Source organism: Micromonospora sp. NPDC005206 (assembly GCF_040608175.1).
Taxonomy (GTDB): Bacteria; Actinomycetota; Actinomycetes; order Mycobacteriales; family Micromonosporaceae; genus Micromonospora.
In genome coordinates this window covers 173219-186711 of record NZ_JBEXHU010000017.1, presented here as the reverse complement: position 1 = coordinate 186711, position 13493 = coordinate 173219, and the positions used below count along the sequence as shown (strand labels likewise).

Below are 13493 nucleotides of genomic sequence, written 5' to 3'. Positions count from 1 at the left end.
CAACAGGCTCCTCAAAGACGATCTTTGCGGACGTCTTGTCCTATCAGGAGCTAAACCGTCTCAAGCCCAGAGGTCCCAACCTGCTTGACACGTCACCGACAACCTTAACTTCGTGGTCTTGGAAGTACCCCGATGAGCTACGTCAGCGCGCTGTGCGTTTGTACCGCGAATCGGACCCGAAGCCCGTGATCCGGCGGCCGGCTGAGCAACTGGGCGTGCATCACGAGGCGCTCAGGAACTGGATCCGCCAAGCCGAGGCAGACGCCGACGAGCGTCATGACCGGCCGACCAGCGAGATGGCGCAGGAGAACCGCCGGCTGCGTAGGGAAGTCACCGAGCTGCGCCGGGCGAATGAGATCTTGAAAGCGGCGAGCGCGTATTTCGCGGCGGAGCTCGACCCGACCCGGCGACGGTCATGACGTTCATTTATGAACACCGTGACCAGTTCGCGGTCGCGCTCCTGCTACGGGTCCTCAACATCGGCGCCTCGAGGTACTACGCGTGGGCCAAGCAGGCCGAACTTCGACCACCAGCGCGACAAGGAGGTCGGGGTGAACGCACTGGTGGGGCGCCGGCGCTCTGTGGGATCGAACCCTCGTCGAGATCGAGAAGTGTGAGGTGGTCTGCGCCAACGACCACCGCCGTCGAACGGCCCGCACCTTCAGGTGGGCGCGGCTCGACGGCCGAGCGCCGCTAGCTCATGGGGTAGAGCTGCTGACTCTTATTCAGTAAGTGCAGGGTTCGAGTCCCTGGCGGCGTACCAATTCCCCCGGTAGCTCAGTGGACAGAGCGCTCGTTTCCTGCACCGGCCGTCGCAGGTTCGAGTCCCGCTCGGGGGACGTGATCTTCTTGATTGGGGTGCGCCTGGACCGGTCGGTCGTCGCGTCAGCGGTCGCGTGGGTGCTCCGGCGGCTCTAGAACGTCCGATGGTGGCGGTGGTGGCTTCTTAGGGCCGAATCCGGCCCGCAACAACCAGAGCACGAGGCCCGCCACGATGACGGCGATCAGAAGAACGCATGCTATCCCCCCGGTGATGCCCACATCGCGAAGTTATCGCGTTGTGCACAGCGGGGGGCTCGGTTTCGAGAATGCTCGATCAAGTGGGTGACGGCCTCGGCCGAAGCTGACGACCCGGCCCAGCCTCCCACAAGATCGTTTAAGTCGCCGGCGCCTGATGGCCGGGCACCGGACTTCTGATCCGGACTGAGGTGGGTTCGATTCCCTCCGGCGGCACTTGCGGGTGTGGTGGAGAGGCACCACGCCGGGCTCATAACCCGGAGACGCCGTTCGAATCGGACACCCGCCACCAAGCCCCGGTAGCTCAGCGGGAGAGCACCGTCTCGACAAGGCGGGGGTCGCTGGTTCGACACCAGCTCGGGGCGCAGCACCGCGCGTTCGGTTATGGGTAGGCCCTCGCCCTTTCAAGGCGATGGAGCGGGTTCGAGCCCCGCACGCGCGACCATTCCCTCGTAGCTCAAGGGCAGAGCGGCCGGCTGTTAACCGGCTGATCTTGGTTCGAGTCCGAGCGGGGGAGCAATGGAGAGGCCAGTGGTCAAGGAGACGCCGTTGGAAACGGCGTGGGGCGCGTAAGCGCCCTCGTGGGTTCGAATCCCACCCTCTCCGCGCATGCCCGTGTACTCAGGGGGAGAGCGTTGCTCTTACAAAGCGAGGGTCGGGAGTTCGAATCTCTCCGCGGGCACTGGCCGAATGGCCGAAGTTGTGACTGTAGCTCAGTGGTAGAGCGCCGGGTTGTGGTCCCGGAGGTGCGGGGTCAGTACCCGCCAGTCACCCCAGGCAGGAGCTGATGGCTGTCCAGCGCTGGCTGTAAACCAGTAGCCCTGGGGGTTCGAGTCCCTCCTCCTGCACCATGCCCCCGTAGCTCAGCGGATAGAGCAGCGGTTTCCGGGACCGCAGGCCAGCCGTTCGAATCGGTCCGGGGGCGCGCACGGTCGTATGCCCGAGAGGTCAGGGAGCGGTCTGCAAAACCGCGCACGCCGGATTCGAGTCCCGCTACGGCCTCCAGATGCCATTCACTGCGGAGTGAGGCGCAGGCGGACGTGGGTCCAGCTGCTGCTCATAACGGCGGCCTGCTCGGTTCGACTCCGAGGCTTGCGACCAGATCGCGGATCGGCGATTCCTGCCAGGGCCTGGCCGCCGCCGATGTCAAGCGGCGCGTCAACCAACACATCCACCCCCGGTCGACGGCGCCGCGAAGATCCTCGCCGCCGCCGACCGGGTGTACATCGAATTCCCGTTCTTTCCCCGATGACCGTCAGCCGCAGATCAGGCCGTCGAGCAGTGCCATCTCCCGCTGTATGACCGCCTTTGCCCAGTCCGGGTCGGCCAGCTCGGTGGCCAGGTACAAGACCGTCGAGCGGTGCCCGTCTGGGGTGACCGCGGCGAGGGTGCTCATCCCGGGCATGGAGCCGACGTGCGCCCAGGAGCCGCCGCACCGGTTGGGTATCCACATGATGCCCAGGCCGTAGCGGATGCCGGGCCGGATTTCCTGGAACCCGTCGGCCAGCACGGTCTGGTGCAGCTCGGCCATCTGTCCGGGCCGCAACAGCTGCCCGCGCGCCATCGCCTGCCAGAAGCGGGCCAGGTCGGTGGGGGTGCTGACCAGGCCACCGGCCGATGCGGTCACGGTCGGATTGAAGACGGTCGTGTCCGCTCGATGTCATTGTGACCGTCGCCCACGGCCATCACCCGTTCCCGCCGGATGCCGAGTTCGGCGCGTACCCGTTCGATGGCCGTGGCTTTGTTCACGCCCTCGGCCGCGATGTCGAGCCAGGCAGTCCAGCCGACGGCGTAGCTCACCTGGCGGAGGCCCATCTTCTCGACCACGGCGAGGAAGTCGTCCAGGTCGTGGCCGGGCGAAATCGCGACGACCCGGGTGGCCGGCCGGTTCCACAACTCCTCGAACGCTACCTTCGCCTGCTCGCTGTCGAGACCGGTCGTCGCGGCTGGAAACGGTTCCGTGTACCGGTAGCGGCCGTCTTCGTCCTCGACTGCGAACCGGACGTTTACCAGGTGTGCGCGGATCGACCGGAGCACCTCGGTCGGGTCGAAGGACTCCACCCATTCTCGCCGGTAGCCGCTTGGCGCACCCGGGTCACGGTGCAGGGTGACCGCGCCGTTGCAACGGACCAGGAACCGCGGCGCGATGCCGAGCTGATCAAGCACCGGGATGGTGGTCGCGGAGGAGCGGCCAGTGGTGAGTACCAGGTGATGGCCGGCCGCGTCGAGCCGGCGTACCTGCTCGATCACCGCGTTGCTGATGGAGCCGTCTTCGCGGAGCGTGGTTCCGTCAAGGTCCAGGGCGACGAGCCACGAGGCAGCATCGGGTCGGTCCGTTTGGTTCACTTTCCAGGTCCTTCGTCGGTTGCCTACGTTGCGTCCGTCAGCCGCGCGTGCGCCGTGTGATGCGGGTCTGGGCGGCAAGGCTGATGAGCGTGAGGAGGACGGTCAACGCGGTGTAGCAGACGACTGCCGGCACCTCGCCGAGCGGACCGGTGAGCTGCCCCTCGATGACGATGGGTAGCCCGAAGGCAACGTAGGAGACGACGTAGATTCCGCCGACGACTCCCGCGCGCTGGTGCGCTGCCCCGAGCGGGAAGATGAGGCGTAGCGCGGCGGTGAAGGACGCGCCGAAGCCGACACCGGCGATGGCCTGCCCGATGATCATGACGGCCAGGCTTCCGGCGAACACTCCACCGATGATGCCGATGGCCCCGGCGAGGGACGCGTAGATTCCGATGGTCATCGCTCGCCGCGGGTTAATGCGGGCGAAGGCCAGTCCGACGATGGCCGATACCGCCGGCGCGATGAACCCGGCCACGCCGTTGAGCAGGCCGCTGTCCAGATGGAAGATGCTGCGAACCATGCTCGGGGCCAGCCCGCCGGAGAGACCTGCGAGCATCCAGACGGCGGCGACCACGGGTGCCGCGGCGGCGAACTCCGCTCGGGCAGTGGGCGGGACGGCGACGCGCGGAACCATCGAGCGGAGCGCACCCGCGGTGCGGGGCATGGTCTCCGGAGACAGGGCGATGACGACGGCGCCGAGAATCGTGAGGACGACGAGGACGGCGAAGACGATCGAGTTCGCTCTGGGCGTGAGCTGGATGGCGAGACCGGCCAGCAGGGAGCCGACACTCAGCCCACCGGTCAGGCCGACACTGCCGAGGATCGTACCCAGTCTCTTCTTGTTCGGCGGGGCGAGTTCGACGAGCGCCGCGGTGAAGGCGGCCGTCGCCGCGCCGCTGGCGACACCTTGCACGATGCGCCCGGCGATCACCCAGCTCACATCGTGGGCGACGAGGAACAGGGCATTCGACGCGAGCTGGATCACCAGTGCGCCGATCAGCACCGGGCGCCGGCCGACATGGTCGGACAGCGACCCCAGGGTGAGGACGGCGGCGAGGAAGCCGATCGCGTAGACCGCGAACGCCAGCGTGAGCAGCGACGGTGCGAAGTTCCACTGCTGGCGGTAGAGCACCAGCAGGGGCGTCAGCACACCCGCCGCGAGATACAGGCTGGTGAACGCGAGCGCCGTACCTGTCAACGCCAGTCCGGCGGGGAGAGTGCGCCGCCGACGGGTCGAGGGCGCGTCGATGGTTCCCGGAATCGAGGACATGACAGCTCCATAGGGCGGCCGCAGCGATGCGCGGACCGAAGAATTGGTGAAGGTGGGAAGGGGAATCCGCCGCCGGGCCACTGCCGTCGGGCCCGGATCTGGTCCACGGCCGAACTCGGCGCGGCACGGCGGCCGGATCGTGATCGCTAGTCGGTGATGACGACGACACCCGACGGTGCATCCAGCAGTTTCACCGTGCGCTCGGCAGCCCGATCGATCTGGACCCGAGGCTCGGCCGGGATCTGCTGTTCGTTGTAGGTGCCGGGCCCGTAGAACTGTCCGTAGCTCAGTACCACGCCACCCTCGGCGAGGACGGCGCGCTCCAACTCGGCGACAGCCCGGGCGTCGGGCCCGTCCGGCAACTGCCAGGCGACGGTTTGGGCCAGGATCTTCGGCGATCCGCTCTGCCGCGCCGCCTCGATCAGATTCTGGTTGCCCTCGGTCCGGATGCGAGCGTTCAGCTCCGCATGATCACCGATCCTCTCCACCTCATCCGGCAGATCGGTCAGCTCGTTCAGGATGACGTCCGGTTCGAAGTCTCGAACCGCCTGGATCAGGGCGTCCCGGTCGAAGACGTCACACAGGATCGGCTCGGCGCCAAGCTGCGCCAGCAGCTCCGTCTTGTCGGACGATCGCGTCATGCCACCGACCACATGCCCCGCCTGAACCAGTCGGGGGATCAGCCGCTGCCCGATCACGCCGGACGCACCGGCAAGAAATACCCGCATCATTTCTCCCAATTATTCGTAGTTCGGTAGGTCGAGCTATGTGCGCTGCCGCCGCTGGACTGCACCGGTCCGCGCGACGACTGGCCCGCTACAGCAGCGCCGGTAACGCCCGGTCGCTCAGCGGGAGAAAGGTGTCCTGCCATCCGCCGCCGACCCTGATCGCCCTCACTGATGGGACGGAGGGACGCGCGGGCCTGTCGAGGCAGTCATGGCTTGGTAGACATTCGTCCAGTTCAGGCGCGCTATGCGCTCTGGGGGTGTTGTCCGTTTGCTGGTGCTTGGTTCGTGGTCACGGCCGCAAAGTTACGCGCCGGGTGGCACTGTGCTCTGGTCCAGTTCCGTGGCAGATCCATGGGCCAATCCGGCGTTGATCCGGAGCATCCACGAGTGCCAGCCGTTGCGAAACCCGAAGCGCGGCGGCCAGGCCAGCACCTGAACGGCGGCCTGGCACAACCTCACCAAACCGGCGACGCGGCAACCCTCTGACCGGGTCTGGCCTAGGGCATGACCCTGCACAGTGCGTCCAGCGCTCCCGCCCACGCGCTGTCCGAGGGAGCCGCGTAGTTGACCACCAGGGCGTCCCGCTCGGCCAACTGCCATTCCGGGTCGGCCAGCTCGTGGCGGAAGTCGGCCATCCGGGCCACCGCCAGGCCCTGGCGGGCGGCCGCCTGGACGACCGAACCCTCGGTGCCGGGCGGGAGCTCGAGGACCGCTTGCAGCCCGGCGGCCATCCCGGTCACGCGGACGCCGGGCGCCCGCTGAGCCAGCGCCGCGACCAGCTCGTCCCGGCGGCGCCGGTAGCGCACACGCATCGAGCGCACCTGACGGTCGTACGCGCCTGAGGCGATGAACTCCGCGAGGGTCAGCTGCTCCAGCGCGCTCGACATGTAGTCGATGTCCCCCTTGGCCGCCACGACCTCCGGGACCAGCTCCTTCGGCAGCACCATCCAACCGAGCCGCAGCCCGGGCGCCAGCGACTTGCTCGCCGTGCCGAAGTACACCACCCGCTCCGGGTCGAGGCCCTGCAGCGCGCCCACCGGCTGGCGGTCGTATCTGAACTCCCCGTCGTAGTCGTCCTCCAGAATCAGCCCGCTGGTGGCGCGGGCCCAGTCCACCGCCGCGGTGCGCCGCTGCGGGGTCAACGCGACCCCCGTCGGGTACTGATGCGCCGGTGTCAACAGCGCCGCGCCCGCCGCGTTCAACCCCGCCAGGTCGTCGGTGCGCGCGCCGTGCTCGTCGACGTAGAGGGGCGGGATACGCAGGCCGGCGCTGGTCAGCAGATCGCGATAGACGTCGAGGCCGTACGACTCGACTGCCAGCGCCGCCACACGCCGTGCCCGCAGGACCTGCGCCATCAGCGTCAGACCGTGGTGGAAACCGGCGCAGATCACGATCCGGTCCGGCTCGGCGTACACCCCGCGAGCCCGCGCCAGATAGTCCGCGAGGGCGGTACGCAGCTCCACTCGACCGAGAGCGTCGCCGTAGCCGAAGGCATCGTTCGGGGCCGCCGTCAGAGCCCGACGAGCTGCTGCGAGCCACTGCGTGCGGGGAAACTCCGCGAGGGTCGGCGAACCCGGCAGCAGGCCGTACGTGGGACGGCGCTGGGCGGGCCTCGGGCGAGCGGCGGCGGGCGCCGCGCCGCGCGGTTCGGCCCGCTTGGCCACCCGCGTTCCGGAGCCCTGTTGGGCGGTGATCCAGCCCTCGGCGACCAGCTCAGCGTAGGTGTCGGCAACGGTGTTGCGGGCGACACCAAGATCGGCTGCGAGTGAGCGGGACGACGGTAGCCGGGTGCCGGGCACCAGACGTCCGGTCCGGATGGCCTCCCGCAGGGCGTCCGTGAGCCCGGCGCGCAGGCCGGGGCCGGTCAGGTCCAGATGTAGGTCGACGCCGAACACCGACGCTGATCTGGCCTCCGAATTGGCCCGCGAATCTGCCACGAAAGCAGACCATATCGCAGTCCAACCGACCACGTAGCGTCGCCGGCATGACGATCACCGATGGCACGGAGCGGCTCCCCGAGCACGTACCGCGCGACTGGACTGGACGAAACTCGCCCACGTGCCCACCCAGCTGGTCCCCGGCCACCACACGCCCGGCGCCCGACGCAGAACGGCGCGCCTGGCAGCGAACCGCCGAGAGCCACCCACCTTGGCCACCTCAATCGGTGAGGCGTGTGCGCCGCTGGCCGCGGGCTGGATCGCGTCCGTGATGCTGTTGGCGATATGGGGTTACCGTCGGGTCGAGACTGGTCAGTCGCGCGTCGAGCCAGGGGATCTGGATGATCGGCATTGAGTACGTGATCGCCTTCGGGACCTCAGCCGGTCCGCTGACAGCACCGGTCGCGATCGACGGATCTCGACGGGTCGATGTCCGGTGAGGGCCGTCGAGGTTCTGGTGGTCGGGGCGGGGCCAACCGGACTCGCCATGGCCGGGCAATTGGCCGCCTTGGGTGTGCGGGTCCGGGTGGTAGACCGTTCGCTCGACCGGGTTCACGAGTCCCGTGCACTGGCGATTCAGCCCCGCACTCTGGAGGTACTCGCCAGTCTCGGGGTGACCGAGGAGCTGGTGGCCGTCGGGAACCGCGCGGTGCGGCTGTGTCTGCACGCGCGGGGGCGGGCGCCTGCCGTGCCGCTGTTCGACCTGGGTCTGTCGGGAACCGCGTATCCGTATCTGCTGTTCCTGTCGCAGGCGGAGACCGAGCGCATCCTGGGGGAGCACCTGGCGGCGGTGGGGCTTGACATTGAACGGGGAGTCGAGCTGGTGGGGCTGGACCGTGCCGCCGACGGTGCGGTGGCGACGTTGCGGCATGGGGACGGCCCGGCGGAGCGGGTGGCGGCCCGGTTCGTGGTGGGTTGCGACGGCGCGCACAGCGCTGTGCGGCACCTCGCCGGAATCGGATTCGAGGGCGCTGCGTATCCGCAGACGTTCGTCCTAGCTGATCTGGAGGCCGACGGCCTCGACATTGGGGCGGCGCACGTCTTCTTGTCCGGGCGGGGGATGTTGTTCTTCTTCCCACTCGGGCACCCGAGCACCTGGCGGCTGTTGGTCATGCGGCCACCCGCCGAGGTGGTCTCATCAGACGCCCCGGTCACCCTCGGCGAGGTGCAGGCACTCGCTGACACGTACACCGATGCGACTGTGCGCCTGCGTGATCCTGTCTGGATGACCAACTTCCGGCTGCACCACCGCGCCGCCACCCACTACCGGGCCGGGGCGGTGTTCCTGGCTGGCGACGCCGCGCACATCCACAGCCCCGCCGGCGCTCAGGGCATGAACACCGGCATCCAGGACGCCGTCAACCTCGGCTGGAAACTCGCCCAGGCCCTGCGGGGCGACGCCACCTCGACGCTGTTGGATACCTACGAGACCGAACGGGCGCCGGTCGGCCGGATGGTGCTGCGCTTCAGCGACCGGGCGTTCACTGTCGCGACGTCCACCAATCCGGCCGTCCGGTTCGCTCGTACCAGGATCGCCCCCGCTCTCATCCCGGTCGTGCTCGCGTCTCGGTTCGTGCGGGCCTCCGCCTTCCGGACGGTTTCGCAGCTGGGCATCAGCTACCGGAACAGCCCGCTGTCGTGGCAAGGGCCGCGCCCATCGCGCACCGGTCCACGACCCGGCGACCGGCTGCCCGACGTCCCACTGCCCGGCACCGGAGACGCCAGCACACTGCATGGGCTCACCTCCACGCCCGGATGGCACCTGCTGCTGTGCGGACCATCCGCTGCCTGGCCGGCCGGCGACATCACGGGGTTGGCCCGGGATCAGCTCGCCGTGCACCGGCTGACCGAGCCCGACGCCACCGGAGCGGCCCCCACGTCCGCTGCTCCGGCGCTGCGGCGGTTGGGTCTCGGCCCCGGCGCTCATGGGGTGTTGCTGGTCCGTCCCGATGGGCACATCGGCTACCGGGCTGGTGGCACCGACCTGACCGGGCTGATCGCTTACCTGGACCGCTGGCTCGGCTCGTAACCCTGCTCGCTGCTGTCACCGGCCGCACTGTGCTGGAGCAGCGACAGCGTGGCAGTCGCCGTCAAGGTCAGCCGGTCGACGAGCGTGGCGCCTGCCAGTCGGTGGAACCCCGTCCGTCCGAGCGGGACTGCCGGAAGCGGGCGCAGCCAGCCGGAGGCCATCTGGGAGCGGCCTACGTTGTGCCCGCACACGAACAGAACAGTCGCCTGTCAGCCCTCGCACTTTCTGAGATCAACTCAGGGTGAGGTCGTCGATCAGCGCTCGCACGCGGGCGTCGATGTCGTCGCGGACGGTTCGGACGAAGGGCAGGTCTTGTCCGGCGGGGTCGGGGATGTCCCAGTCGAGGTAGCGCTTGCCGGCGAGGACTGGGCAGGCGTCGCCGCAGCCCATGGTCACGATCACGTCGCTCGCGTCGAGGATGTCCGAGGTCAGGGGCTTGGGGTACGCCCGGCTGATGTCGACGCCCCATTCGCCGAGCGCCTCGATGACGTTCTGGTCCAGCCAGTGCGCCGGGTGCGAGCCCGCGCACCGCACGTGCACCTTGCCTTGCGCGTACCGGTCGGCGAGTGCGGCGGCGAGTTGGGAACGGCCGGCGTTGTAGGCGCAGAGGAACAGCACCTCGGGTACGGGTTTGTCGATGCTGCCTTCGACCTGCGCCAGGGCGGTGAGTCGTTCGGCGGCGAAGTTCTCTGCCAGGGCGGGCAGGTGGGTTTGGAGGCGGACGGTTCGGTGCAGGTACATGTAGGACTCGAAGACGTACCGTTCGACGGTTTCCGGGCCGAACACGCCGGTGAACCGACTTGAGAGCCGTTTCCCGATCTGCCCGAGCACGTAGTCGACATCCCGGGTGTCCGCACCGTCGAACGGGCCGTCCATCACTGGTTCCTACGGTGCCAGCCGCTGGCCAATGAGCCGTCGTGATCCGGGTGGGGCCTGCCGCCGGAGTAGCTGGTTCCGAACGGCTACCGACCGGCGACCTCGCGCCGCTGGCGGCCGGAGCCGGAGCCCAGCTAGGCATTGGTGACTCCGGTGGGGAAGAACCGTCGGCGGGCGGCAAGGCTGACGTAGACGAGAGCGACCAGGACCGGCACCTCGATCAGTGGCCCGACGACTCCGGCGAGGGCCTGGCCGCTGGTGACGCCGAACACGCCGATCGCCACGGCGATAGCGAGTTCAAAGTTGTTGCCGGCCGCGGTGAAGGCGAGCGTGGTGGTGCGTTCGTAGTTCAGGCCGATTACTCGACCGATAGCGAACGAGCCGAACCACATGATCGCGAAATACGCGAGGAGGGGGAGCGCGATGCGGGCGACGTCCCAGGGCTGGGCGGTGATCGCGTCGCCCTGCAGGGCGAAGAGCAACACGATGGTGAACAGCAGCCCGTACAGGGCGACCGGTCCGATCCGGGGCAGGAACTTCGCCTCGTACCAGTCGCGGCCCTTGGCGCGTTCGCCGAATGTGCGGGTGAGGTAGCCGGCGGCCAGGGGGATGCCGAGGAAGACCAGGACGCTGCCGGCGATGTCCCATCCGGAGACCGACAGTCCGGCCTGCTCCAGGCCGAGCCAGCCGGGCAGGACCGTGAGGTAGAACCAGCCGAGCAAGCCGAAGGCGAGGACCTGGAAGACGGAGTTGAGCGCGACCAGGACGGCGGCGGCCTCCCGGTCGCCGCAGGCGAGGTCGTTCCAGATGATGACCATGGCGATGCAGCGGGCGAGGCCGACGATGATCAGGCCGGTGCGGTACGCGGGCTGGTCGGGTAGGAGCAGCCAGGCCAGGGCGAACATGACCGTGGGGCCGATCAGCCAGTTGATGACCAGCGAGGAGATCAGTAGGCGCCGGTCGGAGGTGACGGTGTCGAGGCGGTCGTAGCGGACCTTGGCCAGGACCGGGTACATCATGACCAGCAGACCGAGGGCGATGGGTACGGAGATCCCGCCGATCTTGACATGGTCGAGGGCATCGTCGAGACCGGGGATCAGCCGGCCGAGGAGCAGCCCGGCGGCCATGGCGGCGCCGATCCATACCGGCAGGAGCCGATCCAGCGTCGAGAGCCGGGGGGTGGTGCGCGCCGGTGTGGCCAATGTCGTCATGTGGTCGGTTCCTCTGTTGGTTCCGGGGTGGGTGCGTCCGGTCCACTGGGCCGTCTGCCCTCGGCGCCGGTGGCGCTTGGTAGGCGAGGGCGGCGAGGCCCTGGCCGAGTGCGTGGACCGCTGCCGGCCGCAGCCGGTGGTAGGTCCAGTGGCCGGGCGGGCGGTGCGGTCAGGGTCAGAGGACGGGGCGCAACTCGGTGAGGAGCTTCTCCACCCGGCTGCGGATCTCGTCGCGGATGGGGCGTACGGACTCGACGCCCTTGCCGGCGGGGTCGTCGAGTTTCCAGTCCTCGTAACGCTTGCCGGGGAAGACCGGGCAGGTGTCGCCGCAGCCCATGGTCACGATGACGTCCGAGGACTCGGCCGTGGCGTACTCGAGGAGCTTCGGGGTCTGGGCGGTGATGTCGATTCCGACCTCCCGCATGGCCTGCACGGCGGCGGGGTTGACCGTCGCGGCGGGGGCGGAGCCGGCGGAGCGGACCTCGACGGTGTCGCCGGCGAGGTGGCGTAGCCAGCCGGCGGCCATCTGGGAGCGGCCGGCGTTGTGCACACAGACGAACAGAACGCTGGGCTTGGTGGACATCAGGAGCCTTCCTTGCAGCACGGGGCGCCGGGCCGGTTGATTAGTGCCTGGTCGGGAATCGCCGCCAGGGCGCGGGCGGGGTCGCTGTTGCGGTCGAGCCGCTGGTAACGGCTGGCGGAACGCGAGGTATTCACCAGGCTCCGATACGTTTCCGCCTCACCGTGCTGCGACTTGGTTCTTGCGGGGTGCGGTTGGGCGCCGGGTTGCGCTCGTTCATCGCGCACGTACGGGCTGGTGTCAGTCATCGCGGCTGGCCGAACTCGCGGCGGGGGCGACGATGGGGGCGATGCGTTCGACACGGGCGGCGAGGTCGGCGAACGCGGCCTCGAACGCGGCGTCGGTGTCGACACGGACCGGGTCGGGCACCGACCAGTGCAGCCGGGGCGCGGCGGGGCCGGTGAGTTCCTCATGGGCGTTGTCGCAGACCGCGATGACGAGGTCGCCGTCGCGCACGATGTCCGCTACGTGCGCCGTGCCGGTCGGGTTCAGCCGCAGCCCGTGCCGGTGGGCCACGGCGGCAGCGCGCGGATGAACCCGCTCGGCGGGCTTCGTTCCGGCGGACGCCGCTGGGGTGTGGGTGCGGTCGGACCAGAGGGCGGCGGCGAGCTGCGAGCGGGCGGAGTTGTGGGTGCAGACGAACACCACCCGACCCGCCTCGGGCAACGGCGCCGGCATCAACATGGCTAGGGCCTCGGGCCGCAGCCGCAGATAGGTGCGACGGCGGTCTCCCTCGGACCGGCCGCGAACAACGAGCCCGGCTTCGGTGAGGACTTTGACGTGGTGGGCGACCAGATTCGTCGGCATCCCCAGCTCCTGGGCGATCTCACCAGGGGAGGCATCGCCCAGGGTGAGCGCGTCGACGACCGCCAGGCGCGCCGGATCCCCGAGCGCGGCATGGACGTGGGCCCGCCCCTGCAGGGAATCTAGCTCAGTAGTCATTGAGTCAATTAATACTGAGCTACTGTGGCGTTGTCAAATGACGACGAGGCAGTGCTCGATGGGGGCACGCTGAGAGCGCCGGGCCGGGTGGAGGTTGGGCCGGGGCAGGCTGACTCCTGGATCTGGCAGGGCCTGCTTCCGTGGGTGGTTCGCGCCGATGGGCGACCAGCTGGGGGAGTGGTGTCGTTGGCGTCTCCGCCTTCGGGTCAGCAGCAAGTCATGAGATATGACTGCAGCTCGGCCAGCGCCGCGACGGCGCCGTTGCGGTCGGCGCGGTAGTACACGGTCTTCCCCTCGCGCCGTGAGGTCACGATCCGCCCCCGGCGCAGCAGCGTCAGCTGCTGCGACGCCGTCGCTTGGCTGATGCCCGTGCGTTCGGCGACCTCCCCGACCGACAGCTCGGCGCCTTGGGAGAACAGCATCATGATCCGCTGTCGCGTTGGGCTGCCCAGCGCCTTGAGGAACTCCTGCGTGTCCGGCGCCAGCCCGGTTGGTCCGGCGCCGGGCGCCACCGCTGCGGGCTCTGGCTGATCCATGGCCCCACCTTCTCGCATCAT

13 protein-coding genes and 12 tRNA genes are annotated in these 13493 nt (G+C 68.9%); 14 read left to right on the top strand and 11 right to left on the bottom strand.

What is annotated here, in order from left to right:
* From ABZU69_RS25765 to ABZU69_RS25705, 13 genes are all read left to right on the top strand, one after another.
* A partial coding sequence (locus ABZU69_RS25765) for a transposase (protein WP_354966900.1) occupies positions 1–419 on the top strand: 419 nt, incomplete at its 5' end.
* 268 nt (positions 420–687) lie between these two features.
* A tRNA-Lys gene (locus ABZU69_RS25760) sits at positions 688–763 on the top strand.
* 397 nt (positions 764–1160) lie between these two features.
* Positions 1161–1233: transfer RNA gene (locus tag ABZU69_RS25755), tRNA-Arg, on the top strand.
* 3 nt (positions 1234–1236) lie between these two features.
* Positions 1237–1305: transfer RNA gene (locus ABZU69_RS25750), tRNA-Met, on the top strand.
* 5 nt (positions 1306–1310) lie between these two features.
* Positions 1311–1382 (top strand) — tRNA-Val (locus ABZU69_RS25745).
* A gap of 6 nt (positions 1383–1388) precedes the next feature.
* Positions 1389–1462, top strand: a tRNA-Glu gene (locus tag ABZU69_RS25740).
* Position 1463: 1 nt separating this feature from the next.
* A tRNA-Asn gene (locus tag ABZU69_RS25735) sits at positions 1464–1534 on the top strand.
* 4 nt (positions 1535–1538) lie between these two features.
* A tRNA-Ser gene (locus ABZU69_RS25730) sits at positions 1539–1623 on the top strand.
* Positions 1624–1628: 5 nt separating this feature from the next.
* Positions 1629–1699, top strand: a tRNA-Val gene (locus ABZU69_RS25725).
* A gap of 20 nt (positions 1700–1719) precedes the next feature.
* Positions 1720–1793 (top strand) — tRNA-His (locus ABZU69_RS25720).
* A gap of 1 nt (position 1794) precedes the next feature.
* Positions 1795–1868 (top strand) — tRNA-Tyr (locus ABZU69_RS25715).
* Position 1869: 1 nt separating this feature from the next.
* A tRNA-Arg gene (locus ABZU69_RS25710) sits at positions 1870–1942 on the top strand.
* A gap of 5 nt (positions 1943–1947) precedes the next feature.
* Positions 1948–2022: transfer RNA gene (locus ABZU69_RS25705), tRNA-Cys, on the top strand.
* A 250-nt stretch (positions 2023–2272) separates the two neighbouring features.
* Here the strand turns inward: ABZU69_RS25705 and ABZU69_RS25700 are convergent.
* The 6 genes from ABZU69_RS25700 to ABZU69_RS25675 all read right to left on the bottom strand — a co-directional run bounded on the left by ABZU69_RS25700 (position 2273) and on the right by ABZU69_RS25675 (position 7854).
* A complete protein-coding gene (locus ABZU69_RS25700) occupies positions 2273–2644 on the bottom strand; it encodes a serine hydrolase (RefSeq protein WP_354966899.1) in 372 nt (123 codons plus the stop codon).
* Positions 2641–3363, bottom strand: a complete 723-nt coding sequence (locus tag ABZU69_RS25695; protein ID WP_354966898.1) for an HAD-IIB family hydrolase — start codon at positions 3361–3363, stop codon at positions 2641–2643. The genes ABZU69_RS25700 and ABZU69_RS25695 overlap by 4 nt, the downstream gene beginning before the upstream one ends.
* A 37-nt stretch (positions 3364–3400) precedes the next feature.
* Positions 3401–4633: an MFS transporter gene (locus ABZU69_RS25690; RefSeq protein WP_354966897.1), complete on the bottom strand. Its 1233-nt coding sequence runs from the start codon at positions 4631–4633 to the stop codon at positions 3401–3403.
* 146 nt (positions 4634–4779) lie between these two features.
* Positions 4780–5361 (bottom strand): NAD-dependent epimerase/dehydratase family protein, encoded by a 582-nt coding sequence (locus tag ABZU69_RS25685; protein ID WP_354966908.1) that lies wholly within the window; start codon positions 5359–5361, stop codon positions 4780–4782.
* Between the two features lie 497 nt (positions 5362–5858).
* Entirely contained in the window at positions 5859–7298 is a 1440-nt protein-coding gene (locus ABZU69_RS25680) for a PLP-dependent aminotransferase family protein (protein ID WP_354966896.1), read from the bottom strand.
* Positions 7299–7518: 220 nt separating this feature from the next.
* Positions 7519–7854, bottom strand: a complete 336-nt coding sequence (locus tag ABZU69_RS25675; protein ID WP_354966909.1) for a hypothetical protein — start codon at positions 7852–7854, stop codon at positions 7519–7521.
* Between ABZU69_RS25675 and ABZU69_RS25670 the strand changes: the two genes are divergently transcribed.
* Complete coding sequence (locus tag ABZU69_RS25670; protein WP_354966895.1) at positions 7786–9327, top strand: FAD-dependent monooxygenase; 1542 nt, start codon at positions 7786–7788, stop codon at positions 9325–9327. The two genes, ABZU69_RS25675 and ABZU69_RS25670, sit on opposite strands and share 69 nt — an antisense overlap.
* 231 nt (positions 9328–9558) lie before the next feature.
* On the opposite strand, the gene ABZU69_RS25665 is transcribed toward ABZU69_RS25670, so the two are convergent.
* From ABZU69_RS25665 to ABZU69_RS25645, 5 genes are all read right to left on the bottom strand, one after another.
* Complete coding sequence (locus tag ABZU69_RS25665) at positions 9559–10203, bottom strand: arsenate reductase ArsC (RefSeq protein ID WP_354966894.1); 645 nt, start codon at positions 10201–10203, stop codon at positions 9559–9561.
* 134 nt (positions 10204–10337) lie between these two features.
* Positions 10338–11414, bottom strand: a complete 1077-nt coding sequence (gene arsB / locus ABZU69_RS25660) for an ACR3 family arsenite efflux transporter (RefSeq protein WP_354966893.1) — start codon at positions 11412–11414, stop codon at positions 10338–10340.
* A gap of 175 nt (positions 11415–11589) precedes the next feature.
* A complete protein-coding gene (locus ABZU69_RS25655) occupies positions 11590–11997 on the bottom strand; it encodes an arsenate reductase ArsC (RefSeq protein ID WP_354966892.1) in 408 nt (135 codons plus the stop codon).
* Between the two features lie 237 nt (positions 11998–12234).
* Positions 12235–12936, bottom strand: coding sequence for a helix-turn-helix domain-containing protein (locus ABZU69_RS25650; protein ID WP_354966891.1), 702 nt, complete (start codon positions 12934–12936; stop codon positions 12235–12237).
* Positions 12937–13142: 206 nt separating this feature from the next.
* A complete protein-coding gene (locus ABZU69_RS25645; protein ID WP_354966890.1) occupies positions 13143–13472 on the bottom strand; it encodes a metalloregulator ArsR/SmtB family transcription factor in 330 nt (109 codons plus the stop codon).
* Positions 13473–13493 lie beyond the last annotated feature (21 nt).

Bases quoted from the DNA above. Each gene is read 5' to 3' on its own strand.
- ABZU69_RS25690 (WP_354966897.1), bottom strand. From the start codon at position 4,633: ATGTCCTCGATTCCGGGAACCATCGACGCGCCCTCGACCCGTCGGCGG.
- ABZU69_RS25685 (WP_354966908.1), bottom strand. From the start codon at position 5,361: ATGCGGGTATTTCTTGCCGGTGCGTCCGGCGTGATCGGGCAGCGGCTG.
- ABZU69_RS25670 (WP_354966895.1), top strand. From the start codon at position 7,786: ATGGCCGGGCAATTGGCCGCCTTGGGTGTGCGGGTCCGGGTGGTAGAC.
- ABZU69_RS25665 (WP_354966894.1), bottom strand. From the start codon at position 10,203: ATGGACGGCCCGTTCGACGGTGCGGACACCCGGGATGTCGACTACGTG.
- arsB (WP_354966893.1), bottom strand. From the start codon at position 11,414: ATGACGACATTGGCCACACCGGCGCGCACCACCCCCCGGCTCTCGACG.
- ABZU69_RS25655 (WP_354966892.1), bottom strand. From the start codon at position 11,997: ATGTCCACCAAGCCCAGCGTTCTGTTCGTCTGTGTGCACAACGCCGGC.
- ABZU69_RS25650 (WP_354966891.1), bottom strand. From the start codon at position 12,936: ATGACTACTGAGCTAGATTCCCTGCAGGGGCGGGCCCACGTCCATGCC.
- ABZU69_RS25645 (WP_354966890.1), bottom strand. From the start codon at position 13,472: ATGGATCAGCCAGAGCCCGCAGCGGTGGCGCCCGGCGCCGGACCAACC.